The 18,918-nt window shown below is 59.0% G+C and carries 17 protein-coding genes; 1 reads left to right on the top strand and 16 read right to left on the bottom strand.

Features of this window, described 5'->3' with window-relative positions; all coding sequences use genetic code 11:
• The first annotated feature begins 44 nt into the window (after positions 1-44).
• Positions 45-227, top strand: a complete 183-nt coding sequence (locus AAHA41_RS01525; protein WP_005338547.1) for a DUF3545 family protein — start codon at positions 45-47, stop codon at positions 225-227.
• A 150-nt stretch (positions 228-377) separates the two neighbouring features.
• Here AAHA41_RS01525 and accA read toward each other — a convergent pair whose 3' ends face one another.
• The 16 genes from accA to tsf form a co-directional block, all read right to left on the bottom strand.
• Positions 378-1,328: an acetyl-CoA carboxylase carboxyl transferase subunit alpha gene (gene accA / locus AAHA41_RS01520; RefSeq protein ID WP_108570439.1), complete on the bottom strand. Its 951-nt coding sequence runs from the start codon at positions 1,326-1,328 to the stop codon at positions 378-380.
• 15 nt (positions 1,329-1,343) lie between these two features.
• On the bottom strand, positions 1,344-4,823 hold the full coding sequence (gene dnaE, locus AAHA41_RS01515) for a DNA polymerase III subunit alpha (protein WP_323070358.1): 3,480 nt from the start codon (positions 4,821-4,823) through the stop codon (positions 1,344-1,346).
• 68 nt (positions 4,824-4,891) lie between these two features.
• Positions 4,892-5,482, bottom strand: coding sequence for a ribonuclease HII (gene rnhB / locus AAHA41_RS01510; RefSeq protein WP_042030268.1), 591 nt, complete (start codon positions 5,480-5,482; stop codon positions 4,892-4,894).
• Between the two features lie 153 nt (positions 5,483-5,635).
• Positions 5,636-6,775 carry a lipid-A-disaccharide synthase gene (gene lpxB, locus AAHA41_RS01505; RefSeq protein ID WP_201930266.1) on the bottom strand — a complete coding sequence of 380 codons (1,140 nt, stop codon included), beginning with the start codon at positions 6,773-6,775 and terminating at the stop codon, positions 5,636-5,638.
• On the bottom strand, positions 6,768-7,559 hold the full coding sequence (gene lpxA, locus AAHA41_RS01500) for an acyl-ACP--UDP-N-acetylglucosamine O-acyltransferase (RefSeq protein ID WP_042030265.1): 792 nt from the start codon (positions 7,557-7,559) through the stop codon (positions 6,768-6,770). The genes lpxB and lpxA overlap by 8 nt, the downstream gene beginning before the upstream one ends.
• 5 nt (positions 7,560-7,564) lie before the next feature.
• Complete coding sequence (fabZ, locus tag AAHA41_RS01495) at positions 7,565-8,026, bottom strand: 3-hydroxyacyl-ACP dehydratase FabZ (RefSeq protein WP_005338559.1); 462 nt, start codon at positions 8,024-8,026, stop codon at positions 7,565-7,567.
• Between the two features lie 24 nt (positions 8,027-8,050).
• Entirely contained in the window at positions 8,051-9,070 is a 1,020-nt protein-coding gene (lpxD, locus tag AAHA41_RS01490) for a UDP-3-O-(3-hydroxymyristoyl)glucosamine N-acyltransferase (RefSeq protein WP_005343790.1), read from the bottom strand.
• Between the two features lie 3 nt (positions 9,071-9,073).
• Positions 9,074-9,586, bottom strand: a complete 513-nt coding sequence (locus tag AAHA41_RS01485; RefSeq protein WP_033116088.1) for an OmpH family outer membrane protein — start codon at positions 9,584-9,586, stop codon at positions 9,074-9,076.
• Positions 9,587-9,735: 149 nt separating this feature from the next.
• Positions 9,736-12,276, bottom strand: a complete 2,541-nt coding sequence (gene bamA / locus AAHA41_RS01480; RefSeq protein WP_323070339.1) for an outer membrane protein assembly factor BamA — start codon at positions 12,274-12,276, stop codon at positions 9,736-9,738.
• Positions 12,277-12,310: 34 nt separating this feature from the next.
• Positions 12,311-13,663: a sigma E protease regulator RseP gene (gene rseP / locus AAHA41_RS01475; RefSeq protein ID WP_323070338.1), complete on the bottom strand. Its 1,353-nt coding sequence runs from the start codon at positions 13,661-13,663 to the stop codon at positions 12,311-12,313.
• A complete protein-coding gene (ispC, locus tag AAHA41_RS01470; protein ID WP_323070337.1) occupies positions 13,663-14,859 on the bottom strand; it encodes a 1-deoxy-D-xylulose-5-phosphate reductoisomerase in 1,197 nt (398 codons plus the stop codon). The genes rseP and ispC overlap by 1 nt, the downstream gene beginning before the upstream one ends.
• Positions 14,859-15,716 carry a phosphatidate cytidylyltransferase gene (locus AAHA41_RS01465; protein WP_041208079.1) on the bottom strand — a complete coding sequence of 286 codons (858 nt, stop codon included), beginning with the start codon at positions 15,714-15,716 and terminating at the stop codon, positions 14,859-14,861. The genes ispC and AAHA41_RS01465 overlap by 1 nt, the downstream gene beginning before the upstream one ends.
• A gap of 27 nt (positions 15,717-15,743) precedes the next feature.
• Complete coding sequence (gene uppS, locus AAHA41_RS01460) at positions 15,744-16,520, bottom strand: polyprenyl diphosphate synthase (RefSeq protein ID WP_033116093.1); 777 nt, start codon at positions 16,518-16,520, stop codon at positions 15,744-15,746.
• Positions 16,521-16,592: 72 nt separating this feature from the next.
• The gene (frr, locus tag AAHA41_RS01455) at positions 16,593-17,150 is read right to left on the bottom strand and encodes a ribosome recycling factor (RefSeq protein ID WP_041208078.1); all 558 of its coding nucleotides are present in this window, start codon (positions 17,148-17,150) and stop codon (positions 16,593-16,595) included.
• Between the two features lie 48 nt (positions 17,151-17,198).
• Positions 17,199-17,933, bottom strand: coding sequence for a UMP kinase (pyrH, locus tag AAHA41_RS01450; protein WP_041208077.1), 735 nt, complete (start codon positions 17,931-17,933; stop codon positions 17,199-17,201).
• A 71-nt stretch (positions 17,934-18,004) separates the two neighbouring features.
• Positions 18,005-18,886, bottom strand: coding sequence for a translation elongation factor Ts (tsf, locus tag AAHA41_RS01445; protein ID WP_033116096.1), 882 nt, complete (start codon positions 18,884-18,886; stop codon positions 18,005-18,007).
• Positions 18,887-18,918 lie beyond the last annotated feature (32 nt).

The raw sequence follows: 18,918 nt of genomic DNA, 5'->3' as shown, positions 1-18,918 counted from the left end.
ATGTTATACGGATGGTGAAAACGATAAAAACCAAGGAGGGAGCCATGGAAATGTTCAACTTCGATTATGACGAGGTAGTTGAGCTCGGTTCACGTAGCCGCGGGACAACGGGAAAAAAACGCAAATGGCGCGAGATTGAGGCGTTGAAAGACAAGCACCGCCTGCAGAAGGAGCTGCAATCAATCGATATCGCCTATGAAGGTCTGACCGACGAGATTGAGCTGTAATCGAGTCAATCTTGGCAAAAGCGCCCCGCTCACCCGGGGCGCTTTTTTGTTGCCTCCAACCGGCGTTCAGAAACACGCCAGACAGCTTGTTAAAGGGCCATAAAACAAAAGCCCCCGTATCGACGGGGGCTTGGTGCAGAGCGAGTGGACTTAGCAGTAGCCGTAGCCCAGCAGACGCTGGTAACGCTGCTCCAGCAGCTGCTCGCTATCGAGCGGGCGCAGGGCATCCAGATCCTGCTTGATGCGCGCCTTGAGGCTTTTGGCCATCTTGGCGACATCACGGTGAGCGCCACCAAGCGGCTCCTCGACGATGGAGTCGATGAGCTTGAGCTCTTTCAGGCGCTGGGCAGTGATCCCCATCGCATCGGCCGCTACGGAGGCCTTGTCGGCACTCTTCCACAGGATGGAAGCACACCCTTCCGGCGAGATGACGGAATAAGTGGAGTACTGCAGCATGTTGACGCGGTCACCCACACCGATAGCCAGTGCGCCGCCGGAGCCGCCTTCACCGATCACGGTGCAGACTACCGGCACGGTCAGACCGGCCATCACCTTCAGGTTGCGGGCAATCGCTTCGGACTGACCACGCTCCTCGGCACCCACGCCCGGGTAGGCGCCCGGAGTGTCGATAAAGGTGATGATCGGCATCTTGAAGCGTTCAGCCATCTCCATCAGGCGCAGGGCCTTGCGGTACCCTTCCGGGCGCGGCATGCCGAAGTTGCGCTTGATCTTCTCCTTGGTCTCGCGACCCTTCTGGTGACCAATCACCATCACCGGCTCGCCGTCGAGACGGGCGATACCGCCCACGATGGCCTTGTCGTCGGCATAGGCGCGATCGCCAGCCAGCTCGTCAAAATCGGTGAAGATATGCTCGAGGTAGTCGAGGGTGTAAGGGCGCTGGGGATGACGCGCCATCTGGGATACCTGCCAGGCACCCAGATCACCGAAGATCTTCTTGGTCAGCTCTTCGTTTTTCTTCTCCAGCCGATGGATCTCGTCTTTAAGATCCACGGCACGATTGCCTTCACTCACATGTTTGAGTTCATCAATCTGCGCCTGCAACTCGGCAATCGGCTGTTCAAAATCCAGAAAAAGACTCATAGGGCCTTAGAACCTCTAATCAAAAACCAACTCGACCCGCTCTCGCCCAAGCAGGACGCGCAAGTCATCTAACAGTTGATCGGTGGGCGTCACCCGCCACTCGGTACCGAGCGTCAATCGCACCCGGGAACCGGGGCGACGATAGTTTACCTGAACCGGACAGACTCCGGCACGGGCGGGCTCCAAAATCTCGCACAAACGCGGAAAAAAGCGATCATCGATACGCTGTTCATCAAGGGAGATGCGAATTGCTCTGGCAAAACGCTCCCTCGCATCGTTGATATCCAGTAATTCACGGGCCGACATTTTAAGGCCACCGGAGAAGTCATCAAAGCTGACCTGTCCAGAAACCACCAAAATACGGTCTTTTTGCATCAACTCTTCGTACTTTTCCAGCGCTTCGCTGAAAAGTGTCACATCGAGACGGCCGGAGCGGTCGTCCAGAGTGAAGATCCCCATCTTGTTGCCGCGCTTGGTCACCATGCTGCGGGCGGCAATCACCAGCCCCGCCGCCGTGGTCACCGTATCGCGGGAAGTAGGATGCAGATCGCACAACCGGCCCGACGTATAACGACGCAGCTCGCCGCTGTACTGGTTGATCGGGTGGCCGGTGAGATAGAGCCCGAGGGTCTCGCGCTCCCCTTCCAGCCACACCTTGTCAGGCCAGTGCGGCACGTTGGCGAACGCCTTCTTGACGTCGTCGATCTCCTCGGTGAGCACGCCGAACATGTCGACCTGCCCCACCGCCTGCGCCTTGGCGTGCTGCTCGGCGGCGCGCATCGCCTCCTCCAGGGTCGCCATCAGGGCGGCGCGGTGGGGGCCGAGCCGATCCATGGCACCGGAGAGAATAAGCTTCTCCATCACCCGCTTGTTGAGCTTCTTGATGTCGACCCGGTTGCAGAAGTCGAACAGGTCGCGGAACGGGCCGTCCCGATCCCGCGCGTCCAGAATCGCGTCGATAGGGCCTTCACCCACCCCCTTCACCGCGCCGATACCGTAGACGATATGACCATCTTCATTGACGCTGAAGCGGTAGCGGCCGGTATTGACGTCCGGCGGGATCACGGTGAGCCCCATCCGCTGGCACTCGTCCACCAAGGTCACGATCTTGTCGGTGTTGTCCATATCGGCGGTCATGACCGCCGCCATGAACTCGGCCGGGAAGTGGGTCTTGAGCCAGAGGGTCTGGTAGGAGACCAGCGCATAGGCGGCGGAGTGCGACTTGTTGAAGCCGTAGCCCGCAAACTTCTCCACCAGATCGAAGATCTTCATCGCCAGTTCGCCGTCGACGCCATTCTTGATGGCGCCCTCTTCGAAACCGGCCCGCTGCTTGGCCATCTCCTCGGGTTTTTTCTTACCCATCGCCCGGCGCAGCATGTCCGCGCCACCGAGCGTGTAGCCCGCCAGCGTCTGGGCAATCTGCATCACCTGCTCCTGATAGAGGATGATGCCGTAGGTGGGTTCGAGGATGGGCTTGAGGCTCTCGTGCTGCCACTTTTCGTCCGGATAGGAGATGGCTTCATTACCGTGTTTACGGTCGATGAAGTTATCCACCATGCCTGATTGGAGCGGGCCCGGTCGGAACAGGGCCACCAGTGCGATCATGTCTTCGAAACAGTCGGGCTGCAGCCGCTTGATGAGGTCCTTCATACCGCGGGATTCAAGCTGGAATACCGCTGTGGTCTCGTAGCGCTGCAGCAGGTCGAACGAGCGCTTGTCATCGATGGGAATGGCGGCGATGTCGACCGGCGGCTTGCCCTCTTTGGCAAGGCGCGGGTTAATCATGCCGAGCGCCCAGTCGATGATGGTGAGCGTTCGCAGACCGAGGAAGTCGAACTTCACCAGACCGGCGTATTCCACGTCGTTCTTGTCGAACTGGGTGACCGGGTGATGACCCTCGTCATCGCAGTAGAGCGGCGCAAAGTCGGTGATCTTGGTGGGCGCGATCACCACGCCACCAGCGTGTTTACCGGCGTTGCGCACTACCCCTTCGAGCCGGCGGGCCATGTCGATGAGGTCCTTGACCTCCTCATCCTGCTCGTAGAGCTCGGGCAGCTTGGGCTCAGCCTCGAATGCCTTGGCCAAGGTCATGCCCGGATCCGGCGGAATGAGCTTGGAGATGCGATCGACAAAGCCGTAGGCGTGGCCCAGCACCCGGCCCACATCCCGCACCACCGCCTTGGCCGCCATGCTGCCGAAGGTGATGATCTGCGACACCGCCTCCCGACCATACATGTCGGAGACATGCTCGATCACCTCGTCGCGCCGATCCATGCAGAAGTCGACGTCGAAATCGGGCATGGATACCCGCTCGGGGTTGAGGAAACGTTCGAACAGCAGGTCAAATTCCAGCGGGTCGAGGTCGGTGATCTTGAGGGCGTAGGCCACCAGAGAGCCTGCACCGGAGCCACGGCCCGGGCCAACGGGGATGCCGTTGTCCTTGGACCACTGGATAAACTCCATCACGATGAGGAAGTAACCCGGGAACCCCATCTGGTTGATTACTTTCAGCTCGATATCGAGGCGCTCGTCATACTCGGGACGGCGCTCGGCCCGCACCGCCGGATCCGGGAACAGGAACTCGAGACGCTCCTCCAGACCCTCTTTCGATTTGGCCACCAGAAAATCTTCGGTGGTCATGTCGCCGGTCGGGAAGTTGGGCAGGAAATATTCGCCGAGACGCACCGTCACGTTGCAGCGCTTGGCGATCTCCACCGTGTTCTCCAGCGCCTCGGGGATGTCGGCAAAGAGCTCGCACATCTCCTCCTGGCTGCGCAGATACTGCTGGGGGCTATAGCGGCGCGGACGGCGCTTGTCCATCAGGGTATAGCCATCGTGGATGGCGACCCGGATCTCGTGGGCGTCGAAATCATCGGCGTTGAGGAACACCACCTCATTGGTGGCTACTACCGGCAGCTCGAACTCGGTGGCAATGGCCACCGCCATATGCAGACAGACCTCCTCGTCGGAGCGACCGGTGCGCAGCAGCTCGAGGTAATAGGCATCCGGGAAGTGGGTCTGATAGAAGGCGACGCACTGCTCGGTCATCTGGCGGTTACCCTTGAGCAGGAATTTGCCCACATCCCCCTCGCGCCCGCCGGAGAGGACGATCACCCCCTTGGCGTGTTCGGCAAGCCAGGCCTTGTCGATGACCGGACGCCCCTGCACATGGCCGCGCTGGTAACCGCGGGAGATGAGCAGGGTGATGTTTTGGTAGCCCTCGTTGTCCATGGCAAGCAGGGTGAGGCGGAACTGCTCGTCGCCAAGCTCGTCACTCTGTACCCAGAAGTCGGCACCGACGATGGGTTTGATCCCCTTGCCGTGGGCGGCACCATAGAAGCGCACCAGACCGCACATGTTCATCTGGTCGGTCAGGGCAATCGCCGGCATGTTGTCGGCCGCGGCAGCCCCGACGATGGGATTGATCTTCTGCAGTCCATCCACCATGGAGAAGTCGGTGTGGACTCGCAAATGGATAAAACGGGGGTCAGCCATCGTCATGCCCTCTCATTACGCAAGCAGAACCAGCCAAGGCAGAAATCGTTCAGACAGATCAGCATGGATTATTCGAGCCCCAGTGCGCGGCGCACCGGCTTGAAGCTTTTGCGATACTCCGGCAGCGGGCCGCGCTCGGCCAGAATGGCGAGGTGCTCTGCAGTCGGATAACCCTTGTGGCGGGCAAAGCCGTATTCGGGATGACGGCTGTCCAGCTCGGTCATTTCCGCATCACGGGTCACCTTGGCGAGGATCGAGGCGGCGCTGATGGCGGCCACCAGACTATCGCCCTTGACCACGGCGCGCGCCTCCATCGGCAGAGCCGGGCAGCGGTTACCATCGATAAAGACCAGCTCGGGGGTCACCTTCAACCCCGCTACGGCGCGCTGCATCGCCAGCATGGTGGCATGCAGGATGTTGAGCTCGTCGATCTCCTCCGGTGTGGCACGGCCGATGGCGAAGGCCAGCGCCTTCTCTTTGATCTCATCAAACAGGGCTAGGCGCTTCTTCTCGGAAAGCTTCTTGGAGTCAGCCAGCCCGGCAATCGGATTGGCCGGGTCGAGAATGACCGCGGCGGTGACCACGTCGCCCACCAGCGGGCCACGGCCCACTTCGTCCACACCGGCAACCAGCTTGTCGTCAGGAATATCGATCATCATCTTGTAGCCTTGAATCAAAACAAGGAAGGTAGGTTCGAATAGCGAAGCGTATTCGAACGTTCCCTGGACATGTATTAGTTAGGTGAGCGTTCGGCGACACAGTGACGCGATCGTCCGATTACGCCGCAGCGCGGCTAATCGAACCTACAGCTGCTATCTGCCGAGCAGCTCGGCTACCGCCTCGGCAGCCTGCAGATCGGCGTTGCAGCGAATGAGTTGATGGAGCTCGGTGAAGGTGTTGACCAGCGCACTGTTGTCGTGCTCGAAATACTTGCTCACCTCTTCCACCAGATTCTCCGGGGTGCACTCGTGCTGGATGAGTTCCGGCACCAGCATGCGCCCGGCCAGCAGGTTGGGCAGGGAGACAAATTCGGTCTTCACCAGCCGCTGGGCCAGCCAGTAGCTGAAGGGCTTGAGCTTGTAACCCACCACCATCGGCTTTTTCACCAGCATGGCTTCGAGCGCCGCGGTGCCGGAGGCGAGCATCACCACGTCGGCTGCGATCATCGCCTCGCGCCCCTGCCCTTCCAGCAGCACCATCTCGAGATCCGGCGCCACTTCGGCCTTGATAGCCATGAATTGCTCACGCCGTTTCTGGTTGACCAGCGGCACGATAAAACCGAGATCCGGATAGCGCACCGTCAGGTGTTTGCACGCTTCGAGAAACAGAGGGGACATAAAGCCCACTTCCGCCGTGCGGCTGCCCGGCAGTACCGCCAGCCAGCGGCGGTTAGCATCGATGCCCAGCTTGCGACGCACGGCAGCCTGATCCGGCACCAGCGGAATGTCATCTGCCATGGTGTGGCCAACAAAACGGCAAGGGGCGTCGAAACGGTCGTAGAAGGCTTTCTCGAACGGCAGGAAGGCGAGCACCATGTCGGTGGCGGCCTTGATCTTGTGAATGCGGTTCTGACGCCATGCCCACACCGAGGGGCTGACATAGTGAACCGTCTTGATACCGGCGCGGCGCAGTTTAAGCTCCACCCCGATATTGAAATCCGGTGCATCCACGCCGATGAAGATATCGGGCGGATTGGCAATGAAGTGGCGCAGCAGTTCGCGACGAACCTTGAGAATACGCGGCAGACGCCCCAGCACCTCGGTGATCCCCATGACGGAGAGTTCTTCCATCTCGAACAGGGCCTTGACGCCCAGAGCCTGCATGCGCGGCCCGGCGATCCCTTCAAACTGCGCGTCCGGATAGCGGACTTGCAGCTCGCGCACCAGACCGGCAGCCAGAATGTCGCCGGAGACCTCTCCGGCGACGATACCGATACGAACCGGATCAGGCACGGATGATCCCGCGCTCGTTGTCTTTGAGGAAGTCCACATAGAGCTGGACGGCCGGCTCGGCTTGCGCCATCTCGATCAGCACCGGCAGCACCTCTTCGATGGTCTTGCCAGAGCGGAAGATCTCTTTGTAGGCACGCTTGACGGCGGAGATAGCCTCGGCGCTGAAACCGCGGCGACGCAGACCTTCGGAGTTTACCCCGAACGGCTTGGCGTAGTTGCCTGCTGCCATCACGTAGGGCGGCACATCCTTGTTCAGGGCGGCACAGCCACCGACGAAGGCGTGGGAACCGACACGGCCAAACTGGTGAATGGCAGAGAGACCACCGAAGATCACGAAATCGCCGATCACCACGTGGCCCGCCAGGGTCGCGTTGTTGGCGAAAATGCAGTTGTCACCGATGATGCAGTCGTGGGCAACGTGAACGTTGACCATGAACAGGTTGCCGCTACCGACCTTGGTCAGGCTCTGATCCTGGATGGTGCCGCGGTGCACGGTGCAGTTCTCGCGAAAGACGTTGTTGTCGCCAATCTCGAGGAAGGTGCGCTCACCGGCGTACTTCTTGTCCTGGCAATCCTCACCGATGGAGGTGTGCTGGAAGATCTTGTTGCCGCGACCAATCTTGGTCGGGCCCTTGATCACCACGTGGGAGCCCACCCAGGTGTTGTCGCCGATTTCTACCTCGGCGCCGATGACAGAAAAGGGGCCGATTTCAACCCCTTTACCGATCACGGCAGACTCATGGACGATAGCAGTATCGTGAATGGTGGCAGTCTGGTCGATCACGTGTGTTAAACCTCGCGTTTGGCGCACATCAGCTCGGCGGTACAGACCACTTCACCGTCGACGGTGGCGACACCGGTGAACTTGGCAATACCGCGACGCTCTTTCAGGAACTCCACGTCGAGCACCAGCTGGTCACCGGGGCCGACTGGACGCTTGAAGCGAGCGTTGTCGATTGAGGCAAAGTAATAGAGTTCATTGGGGGACGGCTTGCCCACCATGGTAAAGGCCAGGATACCGGTGGCCTGCGCCATCGCTTCCAGGATCAGTACGCCCGGGAACACCGGCTTGGCCGGGAAGTGTCCCTGGAAGATCGGCTCGTTGAAGGAGACGTTCTTGATGGCGCGCAGGGTTTTACGCTCATCGCTGATCTCGTAGTCGTCTACACGATCCACCATCAGGAACGGATAACGGTGGGGCAGCAGATCCATGATTTCCTGGATGCCCAGGCTCTTCTTTTCAGTAGTCAAAACAGTACCCTATACCAATCGTGATTATTCTTGATCCAGCTTCTTCTCAAGCTTGCTTAACCGCTTGTGCATCTCTTCGATACGCATCACCCGGGCGGCGGTCTTGCGCCACTCTTTATTGGTTTGCAGAGGGATGCCGGAAGAGTAGACACCGGGCTCGGTAATGGGTCGCATCACCATGGCCATACCGGTGACGGTGGCCTGGTCGCAGATCTCCATATGCCCGTTAAAGACGGAAGCGCCGCCAATGATACAGTATTTGCCGACCTTGAGACTACCTGCCATCACGGTGGAGCCCGCCACGGCGGTGCCGTAGCCGATCTCGACGTTGTGGGCGATCTGGCACTGGTTGTCGATGATAACGTTGTCAGCGATGCGGGTATCTTCCAGCGCACCGCGGTCGATGGTGGTGCAGGCACCGATCTCGACCCGGTTGCCAATGGTCACGCCGCCGAGCTGGGGGATCTTGATCCACTCGCCACGCTCGTTGGCATAACCGAAACCATCGGCACCGATCACTGTGCCGGATTGAACCAGACAGTCGGTACCCATGGTTACATTGTGATAGAGGGTGACGTTGGCCCACAGCCGGGAGCGAGCTCCCAGCCGGGTATTCTTGCCAACGAAACAACCCGGGCCAATACGGACATCGTCACCCAGCACGACGCCGGATTCGATCACTGCATTGGCACCGATGGCCACTCTCTCGCCCAGCTGGACGTCGGCCGCGATGACGGCACTCGGATGGATATCCATGGCCGGCTGCGGGGTGGTGTCCAGCAGTTGGGCTACCCGGGCAAAACCCACGTAGGGATCCTTGAGCACCAGCGCATTGGTAGGACAGAAAGGGAGATCCGCCTCAGTGATGAGCACGGCAGTCGCCTTGCTCTGCTCCAGATAAGAGCGGTACTTCTTGTTGGACAGGAAGGTAATCTCACCCTCCCCGGCCTTTTCCAGTGTCGCTACCTTGCGGATTTCCAGGGTTCCGTCGCCATGGACCTGGGCCCCCAGTTGCTGGGCCAGCTGTGCGAGAGTAAATGCCATCAATTAGTTGCTCTTGCTTACCTGAGAAATAACCTGGCCGGAGATGTCCAGCTTGCTGGCGGCATACGGGGCGGCGTTACGCTCCAGCACCAGATCGTAACCATTGCTCTTGGCGATGGAGTCGATGGCAGCTTGCACCTTGGTCAGGATCTTGTTGCGCTCTTCAGACTGACGACGGCCGTTGTCCTGCTCGAATGCCTGGCGCTTCTGGTTGAACTCCATCTGCAGCTTGGCCAGCTTCTCCTGGCTCTGCTTCTTCTGCTCGGCGCTCATGAAGGCTTCATCCTTGCGGAACTTCTCGACCAGCTTCTGGCCTTCCTGTTCCAGCTTCTGCAGCTCGCGCATGCGCGGCTCGAATTCGCCTTTCAGCTTGGCGGCAACGGCTTCACGCTGGGGCAGCTTTTGGAAAACTTCGCCCATGTCGACCACGGCAATCTTGGTCTCAGCGAAGGCAGAACCCATGCCGGCAGCCATCAGTGCAAAGCTCAAACCAGCTACTTTCAACGCTTTATTCACACTTACTCCTTGTTCCCTCATGGCGAGGGCTACCTGATTTACCCGATTATGCAAGCGGCATTGACACCGTCTTGTTACCTGGTGAGGCACGCAAGCTGCGCGTCCCATCATTGAATACCCCCACCGCATGGGTGGGGGTGAAACACTCATCAGAAGGTTCGGCCGATGTTGAACGAGAAGAACTCGGTACGGTCACCCTCATATTTCTTGATCGGCTTGGCCAATGCGAATACCAGCGGGCCCATCGGCGAGAGCCACTGCAGGGAGACACCGGCAGAGACCCGGATGTTACCTGGGCTGGAGTAGTCCTGGCTCAAGTAGTTGCAATCCGCCCCGGAAGCACAGGGGTAGGCACCATTGGCAAAATCGGTGCTCCAGACCGTACCGGCATCAATAAAGGCGGTAGAGCGGATCTGCGGACGGTAGGTCTCGGAGACGAACGGAGTCGGGAAGACCAGTTCGAACGAGGCCACTGCCAGAGCGTTGCCACCGACCGAGGTGTCGGAACCTTCGTACAAGCAAGAACCGTCAGCATTTGTCTGACAAGTCGGACTTTGTCCAGCAACAGTTGGCTTGTTATAGACCTTGTAGATCGCCTTGGGACCGATGGTATTGCTCTTGAAGCCACGCACCGTATCGAAACCACCGGCATAGTAGTTTTCGAAGAACGGCAGCATGGAGTCATTGCCATAGCCATTGCCGTAGGAGACACGCCCCTTGCCGATCATCACCCAGCTATGATCCGCATCGAGCGGAAAGTAGTGGGCATCTTCGGCGGAGAGCTTGTAGTACTGCAGCTCCATGCCCGGCACGGTCACCTTGGCGTTGACCCGCTGGCGATCACCGGCCGTCGGGAACATCCCCTTGTTCAGGGTGGAGCGGGTCCAGCCTGCGGTCAAGTCGACGGTCACGAAGTCGAGGTTGGAGCCATCCTGAGAATAGAGGTTCCAGAACTGATCCATCTGCACCGACTGGCGGTTGTCGTTCCACTGATCCCAGCAGTAGGTGTTGCCGTTGGTATCCGGGTTGTCTTTCAGACACTCCTGATAGTTCTGGGCATTGAATGACGGACGGCTCAGTTTGGTACTCTCAACACCGGTACTGAAGTCGAGACGGTTGAACTCGTTGACCGGGAAACCGCTGGAGAGACGGAAACCGATGGTTTCGTTTTCGTAATCAACGATATCCGCATCATCGGCGCGGAACTGGTTATAGTAGACCCGACCACCCAGGCTGACGCCATCGACGGTGAAGTAGGGGTCGTTGTAACTCAAATCGACGTTCTTGGAGTAGTCGTTAGTGCTGGCGTTGATGGCAACCCGTTTGCCCGTTCCCATGAAGTTGTCCTGGGAGATCCCCGCCTGCAGGCTCAGGCCCGATTCGGTACCGTAACCCACACCCGCGTTGATGGAGCCGGCCGGCTGCTCTTTGACCTTGAAGTCGAGATCGACCAGATCCTCGTTGCCCGGCACCCGCTTGGTGTCCACTTCCACGCTCTCGAAGTAGCCGAGGCGGTTGAGACGGCTCTTGGACTGCTCGATGTTGTCGGAAGAGAGCCAGGTCCCCTCCATCTGGCGCATCTCGCGGCGCAGTACCTGATCTTCGGTGGTGGCGTTACCGGTGAAGTTGATGTTGCGCACATAGACGCGCGGACCCGGCTCAACGTTGACGATGAGCTCGACTTCCTTGGTCTTGTCGTTGATCTGCGGGAAAGTGACCACTTTCGGATAGGCGTAGCCATAACGACCGAGGAACTTGGAGAGTACCTCTTCGGTGTGGGTGACCTGGCTTGCAGAGTAGATGCTGCCCGCTTCGATGGGGATCAGCCCCTTCATCTCGCCGCCGCGATCGATCAGATCCCCCTTGAGCTGGACGCCGGAGACCTTGTACTGATCCCCTTCCTTGATATTGAGGGTGACGTAAACGCCCTTCTTGTCCGGGGTCATGGAGACCTGGGTGGACTCCTGCTGGAAACGGATATAACCGCGGTCCATGTAGTAGGAGCGCAGGGTTTCGATATCACCGGCCAGCTTCTGCTTCTGATAGCGCTGATCCGCGGTGAAGTTCCACCAGGGTACCTCGTCACGCAGGGAGAGCTGGGCAATCAGCTTGTCTTCCGGGAAAACGCTGTTGCCAACGATGTTGATCTGCTGGATCTTGGCGGCCTGACCTTCGACGAAAGTGAACTTCAGATCGACCCGGTTGCGCGGCAGCGGGGTGACGATGGCCTTGACCTTGGCGGAGTACTTGCCCACGCCATAGTAGAAATCTTCCAGCCCTTTCTCGAGGGAGGTAAGCACGGTGCGATCCAGCGGGTCGCCGACACGGATGCCGGAGGACTCCAGACTCTGGGTCAGCTGCTCCTCTTTGATATCCTTGTTGCCGGAGAACTCGATGCTGGAGATGGTCGGACGCTCCTTGACCATGACCTGCAGCACCTGACCATCACGGTAGACCTTCACATCCTCGAAGTTGCCCGAGGAGTAGAGCTTCTTGATGGCATTCGCCAATGCGACGGAGTCGACAGAGTCGCCAACCCGGATCGGCAGGTTCAAGAGTGCCGCCCCCAGGGTCACCCGTTGCAAACCTTCGACCTGGATATCTTGCACCACAAAAGAGGCAGGGGCCGCCTGGGCCAGGAAACTGGCGCCCAGCAGGCAACTCAACACCAATGCTTTTTTAACAGCCATTTTGTTCTTATGTGTCCTTGTTGATGCTCTGGCCTCAGAGGCGAGCGAAATCGTTAAACAGCGCAATGCCCATCAATAACATCAGAATGGCGGCACCGATCCTGAAACCCACTTCCTGAATTCTCTCCGACACCGGTTTGCCAGTGACCGCTTCGATAAGGAAATAGACCAGATGGCCACCATCGAGCACCGGCAGGGGGAACAGGTTGATGATCCCCAGGTTGACGCTGATCAGCGCCAGAAAACTCAAGAAATAGACCAGACCATAGTCGGCACTGCTGCCCGCCCCCTTGGCAATGGAGATGGGGCCGCTCAGGTTATCCAGCGACACTATGCCAGCAACCAGCTTGCCGATCATGTCAAAGGTGAGCGTGATCAGGCTCCAGGTCTTCTGGGCTCCCTGCCACAGGGCCTGCAAAGGGCCATACTGTAACAGAATTCGGTATTCATCCGGTAATGGAACCAGTTGCGGCGAGAGACCGACAAAACCAACCAGTTTGCCCTGCACCTTTCTGGTATCCGGGGTCAGGGTCACATCAAGGTCGCGGTTGTTGCGCTCGACCACCACCTGCAGCGGTACGCCCGGTGCGTGCTGCACCAGCTCGACAAACTGGGCCCACTCGGTGATCTCCTGCTCGCCGACCCGCTTGATGCGATCGCCAACCTGCAAACCCGCCTTTTCACTGGCACTCTTGGCTACCACGGCCGACACCACAGGCAATACCTTGCCACCAAGGGGCACGATCCCCAAGCTGCCGATCGGGGATTCCCGGTCCGGATCAAACTTCCAGCTCTCCAGCGACAGATTCTTGTCGGTGGCATAGCTGGTCTGGGGGGCTTTGACCTTGAGGGTGACCGACTGATCGCCCAGATGGCTCAGCAGGGCATAAGTGACGCTCTCCCAGTCGCCGGTCTGCTCATCACCGACCCCGACAATCTCCATGCCCGGCAGGATGCCCGCCTCGGCCACGATGGAAGCAGGGCGTACCTCGCCAATCACCGGTTTTACCGCCGGTACGCCGATCATGAACATCAGCCAGAGGGCAAACAGGGCAAAAACGAAGTTGGCCATGGGGCCAGCCGCAACGATGCCCATCCGGGCCCATACCGATTTGTGATTGAAGGCATACTGCTCGTCACCGGGTTTGAGCTCATCCACCCGGCCATCGAGCATCTTGACGTAACCACCCAGCGGGATCAGGGCCAGCACGTATTCGGTGCCGTCCTTGCCAAGACGACGCCAGATCGCCTTGCCAAAACCGATGGAGAAACGCTCAACCTTGACGCCGCAACGGCGGGCAACCCAGAAGTGGCCAAACTCGTGCACTGCGACCAGCAGGCCAAGGGCAACGACAAAGGCCCCGATATTCCACAACACACCGCCCATCAGCCAAGCTCCTCAATCAGGTGGCGAGCACGGGCACGCGCTACGCCATCCAGGGCAAAGAGATCGTCGAGGGAGCTGACGGCACTGCTCTCCAGCGCCAGCATCACCGCCTCGTTGATCCGGGCAATATCCATAAAGCCAATCCGCTCGGTCAGGAAGGCGGCAACCGCCTCTTCATTGGCCGCATTGAGCGCAGTAGTCGCTGCTTGCCCCTTGTGGCAGGCATTGATGGCCAGTGCCAGGCAGGGATAGCGATCGTAATCAGGCCGGATAAAGCTGAACTCTCCGACACTGAAGAAATCCAAAGGTTCCACGCTGGAAGGGATGCGATTGGGATATGCCAGCGCGTGGGCGATAGGAGTGCACATATCGGGATTGCCGAGCTGGGCCAGCACGGAGCCATCCTTGTACTGCACCATGGAGTGGATCACCGACTGCGGGTGGATCACCACCTGGATCTGCTCGGACGCCGCGTTGAACAACCAGCGCGCCTCGATATACTCCAGCCCCTTGTTCATCATGGTGGCAGAGTCGACCGAAATCTTGGCCCCCATCGACCAGTTGGGGTGAGCGATGGCTTGTGCCGGCGTGACATGGGCCAGTTCGCCAACCTCGGTATAACGGAACGGGCCACCGGAACCGGTCAGCAGGATTTTGCTGATCCCCGCCGCCGCCAGATCGCAGAAACCGGGCTGACGCTGCACTTCGGTCGGCAGGCACTGAAAGATGGCGTTATGTTCGCTGTCGATGGGCAGCAGCTCGGCACCATGCTCACGCACGGCCTCCATGAAGAAGGCACCGGACATCACCAGCGCCTCCTTGTTGGCCAGCAGAATGCGCTTGCCGGCACGTACCGCGGCCATGGTGGGGGCGAGTCCGGCCGCACCGACAATGGCCGCCATTACGCTGTGAGCATCGGGGTGTGCGGCTACGTCGCACAGGGCGGCGGCACCAGACATGACCCGAGTCGCACTGCCGTGCGCTTGCAGACGAGCAGCCAGCTCACGGGCGGCCTCTTCATCGACCATCACGGCAAAACGGGGGGAGAATTCGAGACAATCCCGCAACATGGCATCCACGTTGCGGGCGGCGGTCAGCGCCAATACTTGCCAACTGCCCGGGTTGTGGCGCAGCACCTTCAGGGTACTCTGACCAATGGAGCCGGACGCCCCCAGAATAACCAGAGACTTGTGCATCAGAACTCCTGACTGAGTAGCAGATAGCTGAGCAGGAACACCGGCAGGGCGGCCGTCAGGCTGTCGATCCGGTCGAGGATGCCGCCATGGCCCGGCAGCAGGGAGCCGGAATCCTTGATACCGGCCTCACGCTTGAACATGCTCTCGGTCAGATCGCCGAGTACAGAGGCGAGCACCGCCAGCAGCGAGCAGAACAGCACGATCCCCATCTTGGCGGGCACGAAGCCCATGAACCAGGTCACCCCTACCGCCAGCAGGCTGGCAGTAAAGAGGCCACCACACATCCCTTCGATGGTTTTACCGGGGCTCACGGCCGGTGCCAGCTTGTGTTTGCCGAACGCCTTGCCGAAAAAATACGCGCCAGAATCTGCCGCCCAGACCAGTCCCATGACGAACAGCAGGATCCAGGCCCCCATCATGGGGTCGTGATAGAAGTTGTAACCACGGATGGCTACCAGTGACCAGAAGAAGGGAACCAGAGTCACCAGACCAAACAGGGACTTGAGCCAGACCGACTCTTTCCACAGCTTGGCGCTTTGCGGATAGCGCAACACCAGCAGCAAGCCGAGCAGCCACCAGCTGACGGCGGTCCAGAGTACGCCCATCACCAGCGGATGCAGATGAGGCGTCCAGAGCTGCTCCACCGGCAGCCAGAACAGGCTAGCCCCGAGCAGCAGGCAGAATACGATGGGTAACCATTGTTGCGGGGCGGCAGAAACAAAGCCGCTCCATTCACGGCTGGCCAGCAAAAAGACCAGCGCAGCCAACAGGGCAAAAAACTTCAATGGCAGAAAGAAAAGCGCCCCCAATACCAGGGGGATCAACATCAAAGCAGTAATAATTCGTTGTTTTAGCAAAAGAAACCTCTCTCTTGGGAGCGGGGTTTAGCCGGTCTGCTGCTCGGCGATCAATTCCCGGATCTGTTCACCCGTGCAACCGAAGCGGCGCTCGCGGGCAACAAAGGAGGCAACGGCCTCACTGAACTCGGCCTCGTTGAAATCGGGCCACAACACCGGGGTAAAGTAGAGCTCGGCATAGGCGAGCTGCCATAAAACAAAATTGCTGATGCGATGGTCACCACCGGTACGGATCAGAAGATCCACCGGGGGCAGATCGGCCATGCATACCTCGCGGCCAAGCATGGACTCATCAATCTGGTCGGCAGATAATTCACCGGCCGCCACGGCAGTGGCCAGCTTGCGGGCCGCCTGGGCAATATCCCACTGGCCGCCATAGTTGGCCGCAATGTTCAGGGTCAAACCCTTGTTGTTGGCGGTCAGCGCTTCCGCCTTGGCGATCTTGGCCTGCAGCCGCTCGCTAAAGCGTGCGGTATCGCCGATCACCTTGAGCCGGATGCCGTTGCTGTGAAGCTTGCTCACCTCACGGCCCAGCACGGTAATGAAGAGCTCCATCAAGGCACTGACCTCCCCTTCCGGGCGCCGCCAGTTCTCGCTGGAGAAGGCGAACAGGGTCAATGCTTCGATCTTGGCCCGGGCGGCAAAGGTCACCGCCTCACGCACCGACTTGACGCCAGCCTTGTGCCCATAGACCCGCATCTTGCCACGGTTCTGGGCCCAGCGGCCGTTGCCATCCATGATGATGGCGACGTGACGGGGCAAAGAGGTGTTGGCGCAATCACCCAACGCAGCCAAAAGCGACATGGTTTTCTCCCACAAAGACAAAAGCGCCGTGCAGGGGCACTACACGGCGCTCGTAATATACCTTTCAGGCGCTTAGATTTCCATTAGCTCCTTCTCCTTTGCAGCAAGGGCCTCATCGACCAGCTTGATGTAGGAGTCGGTCAGTTTCTGGATCTCTTCCTGGGCGCGACGGTCGTCGTCTTCGGAGATCTCTTTGTCCTTCAGCAGCGCTTTCAGATCGGCGTTGGCATCGCGACGGATGTTGCGCACGGCAACACGGGCGTTTTCCGCTTCACCACGAACAACCTTGGTCAGGTCGCGGCGACGCTCTTCGGTCAGCGGCGGCAGCGGCACACGCAGGCTCTGGCCGTTGCTGGAGGGGTTCAGGCCCAGATCGGAAGTCAGGATCGCTTTCTCTACCGCCTGGATCATGGAGCGGTCAAATACGGAGATGGAGAGGGTGCGAGAGTCTTCGGCTACCACGTTGGCCAGCTGCTTCAGCGGAGTGGCCGCACCGTAGTACTCAACCTGGATACCGTCGAGCAGGCTCGGGTGAGCACGGCCGGTACGGATCTTGGACATCTGGGTTTTGAGTGACTCGACACTCTTGCCCATGCGCTCCTTGGCGTCGTTTTTAATCTCGTTGATCACAGCGGTTTTCCTTTTGGCGAACGAGCCGCCGCGCGGCTCGCATCTATCTTATTTGCTGACGTGATGGATCAGGGTACCTTCCGGCTCACCCATGATAACCCGGCGCAGGGCACCCGGTTTGTTCATGTTGAACACGCGGATCGGCAGATCATGGTCACGTGCCAGAGTAAAGGCAGCAAGATCCATCACCTTGAGCTCTTTTTCAAGAACTTCATCATAACTCAATTCATGGTACAGCACGGCATCCGGATTCTTGACCGGATCCTCGTTGTATACACCATCGACCTTGGTGGCTTTCAGCACCACGTCGGCTTCGATTTCGATCCCGCGCAGACAGGCCGCAGAATCGGTAGTAAAGAAGGGGTTGCCAGTACCGGCAGAGAAGATTACCACTTTGCCTGCACGCAGCTGGCTGATGGCTTCGGCCCAGACGTAGGAGTCACAGATCCCCTGCAGGGAGATGGCAGACATCAGACGGGCATTCACATAAGCACGATGCAGGGCATCACGCATGGCCAGACCGTTCATCACGGTTGCCAGCATACCCATGTGGTCGCCCACCACGCGGTTCATACCCGCTTTGGCAAGACCGGCACCACGGAACAGGTTGCCGCCACCGATGACCAGACCGACCTGAACACCCAACTCAACCAGCTCCTTGATCTCTTGGGCCATCCGATCCAGTACCGCCGGATCAATGCCGAAACCCTCGGCGCCTTGCAGGGCTTCACCACTCAACTTCAGAAGAACACGTCTGTATGCAGGTTTGGGATTGGTACTCATGTCACTGATTCCTGGTCATATAAAGACCGCGACATAAGTCGCGGTCTGGGGAAACGGAAAAACCGGTTCGATTAAGCCTTCTGAGCAGCCGCGATTTGAGCTGCAACTTCAGCAGCGAAATCGGTCTCTTGCTTCTCGATGCCTTCGCCCACTTCGAAACGGGTGAAGGAGACAACGTCAGCGCCTTCTTTCTTCAGCAGCTCGGCAACGGTCATGGAAGGATCTTTCACGAACGGCTGACCAGTCAGGGAAACCTCACCGGTGAACTTCTTCATGCGGCCTTCAACCATCTTCTCGGCGATCTCTTTCGGCTTGCCGGAGTTGATGGCGATGTCGATCTGGATTTCGCGCTCTTTGGCAACGACGTCAGCGGAAACATCTTCCGGCTTGACGAACTGCGGGCTGTTGGCAGCTACGTGCATGGCCAGATCTTTGGCCAGCTCGTCGGTACCACCAGTCAGCTTGGTGATAACACCAATGCGGGAACCGTGAACGTAGGTGCCCAGGTTGTCACCTTCAACCAGCATCACGCGACGCAGGTTCATGTTCTCACCGATCTTGGCGATCAGGTTGGTGATGGTCAGCTCTACGGACTCACCGTTGCCGAAGTCAGCGGCTTTCAGCGCGTCAACGTCAGCAATCTTCTGGGTAGCAGCGATCTCGACGATCTTCTGACCCATGGCCAGGAAACCAGCATCCTTGGAAACGAAGTCAGTCTCGCAGTTCAGCTCGATCATGACGGCAACGTTGCCTTCGGTACGGGCGAAGATCACACCTTCAGCGGCGATACGGCCAGCTTTCTTGGCGGCTTTGGCCTGACCGGATTTACGCATGTTCTCGATGGCCAGCTCGATATCGCCGTTGGCCTCTTCCAGTGCTTTTTTGCAATCCATCATGCCAGCGGCGGTGCGCTCGCGCAGTTCTTTTACCAGGGCGGCAGAAATGTTTGCCATGTCCAGTATCCTCGGTCTTGAATTGACAAGAA

Source organism: Aeromonas sp. SER (genome assembly GCF_038739615.1).
Taxonomy (GTDB): domain Bacteria; phylum Pseudomonadota; class Gammaproteobacteria; order Enterobacterales; family Aeromonadaceae; genus Aeromonas; species Aeromonas jandaei.
The sequence above is the reverse complement of the archived record's forward strand: the minus strand, read 5'-3'. Positions and strand labels throughout refer to the sequence as shown.

Excerpts from the sequence above, each read along its gene's own strand:
- AAHA41_RS01525 (WP_005338547.1), top strand. The coding sequence starts at position 45 with ATGGAAATGTTCAACTTCGATTATGACGAGGTAGTTGAGCTCGGTTCA.
- accA (WP_108570439.1), bottom strand. The coding sequence starts at position 1,328 with ATGAGTCTTTTTCTGGATTTTGAACAGCCGATTGCCGAGTTGCAGGCG.
- dnaE (WP_323070358.1), bottom strand. The coding sequence starts at position 4,823 with ATGGCTGACCCCCGTTTTATCCATTTGCGAGTCCACACCGACTTCTCC.
- rnhB (WP_042030268.1), bottom strand. The coding sequence starts at position 5,482 with ATGATGATCGATATTCCTGACGACAAGCTGGTTGCCGGTGTGGACGAA.
- lpxD (WP_005343790.1), bottom strand. The coding sequence starts at position 9,070 with ATGGCATTTACTCTCGCACAGCTGGCCCAGCAACTGGGGGCCCAGGTC.
- bamA (WP_323070339.1), bottom strand. The coding sequence starts at position 12,276 with ATGGCTGTTAAAAAAGCATTGGTGTTGAGTTGCCTGCTGGGCGCCAGT.
- rseP (WP_323070338.1), bottom strand. The coding sequence starts at position 13,663 with ATGGGCGGTGTGTTGTGGAATATCGGGGCCTTTGTCGTTGCCCTTGGC.
- ispC (WP_323070337.1), bottom strand. The coding sequence starts at position 14,859 with ATGCACAAGTCTCTGGTTATTCTGGGGGCGTCCGGCTCCATTGGTCAG.
- uppS (WP_033116093.1), bottom strand. The coding sequence starts at position 16,520 with ATGTCGCTTTTGGCTGCGTTGGGTGATTGCGCCAACACCTCTTTGCCC.
- pyrH (WP_041208077.1), bottom strand. The coding sequence starts at position 17,933 with ATGAGTACCAATCCCAAACCTGCATACAGACGTGTTCTTCTGAAGTTG.
- tsf (WP_033116096.1), bottom strand. The coding sequence starts at position 18,886 with ATGGCAAACATTTCTGCCGCCCTGGTAAAAGAACTGCGCGAGCGCACC.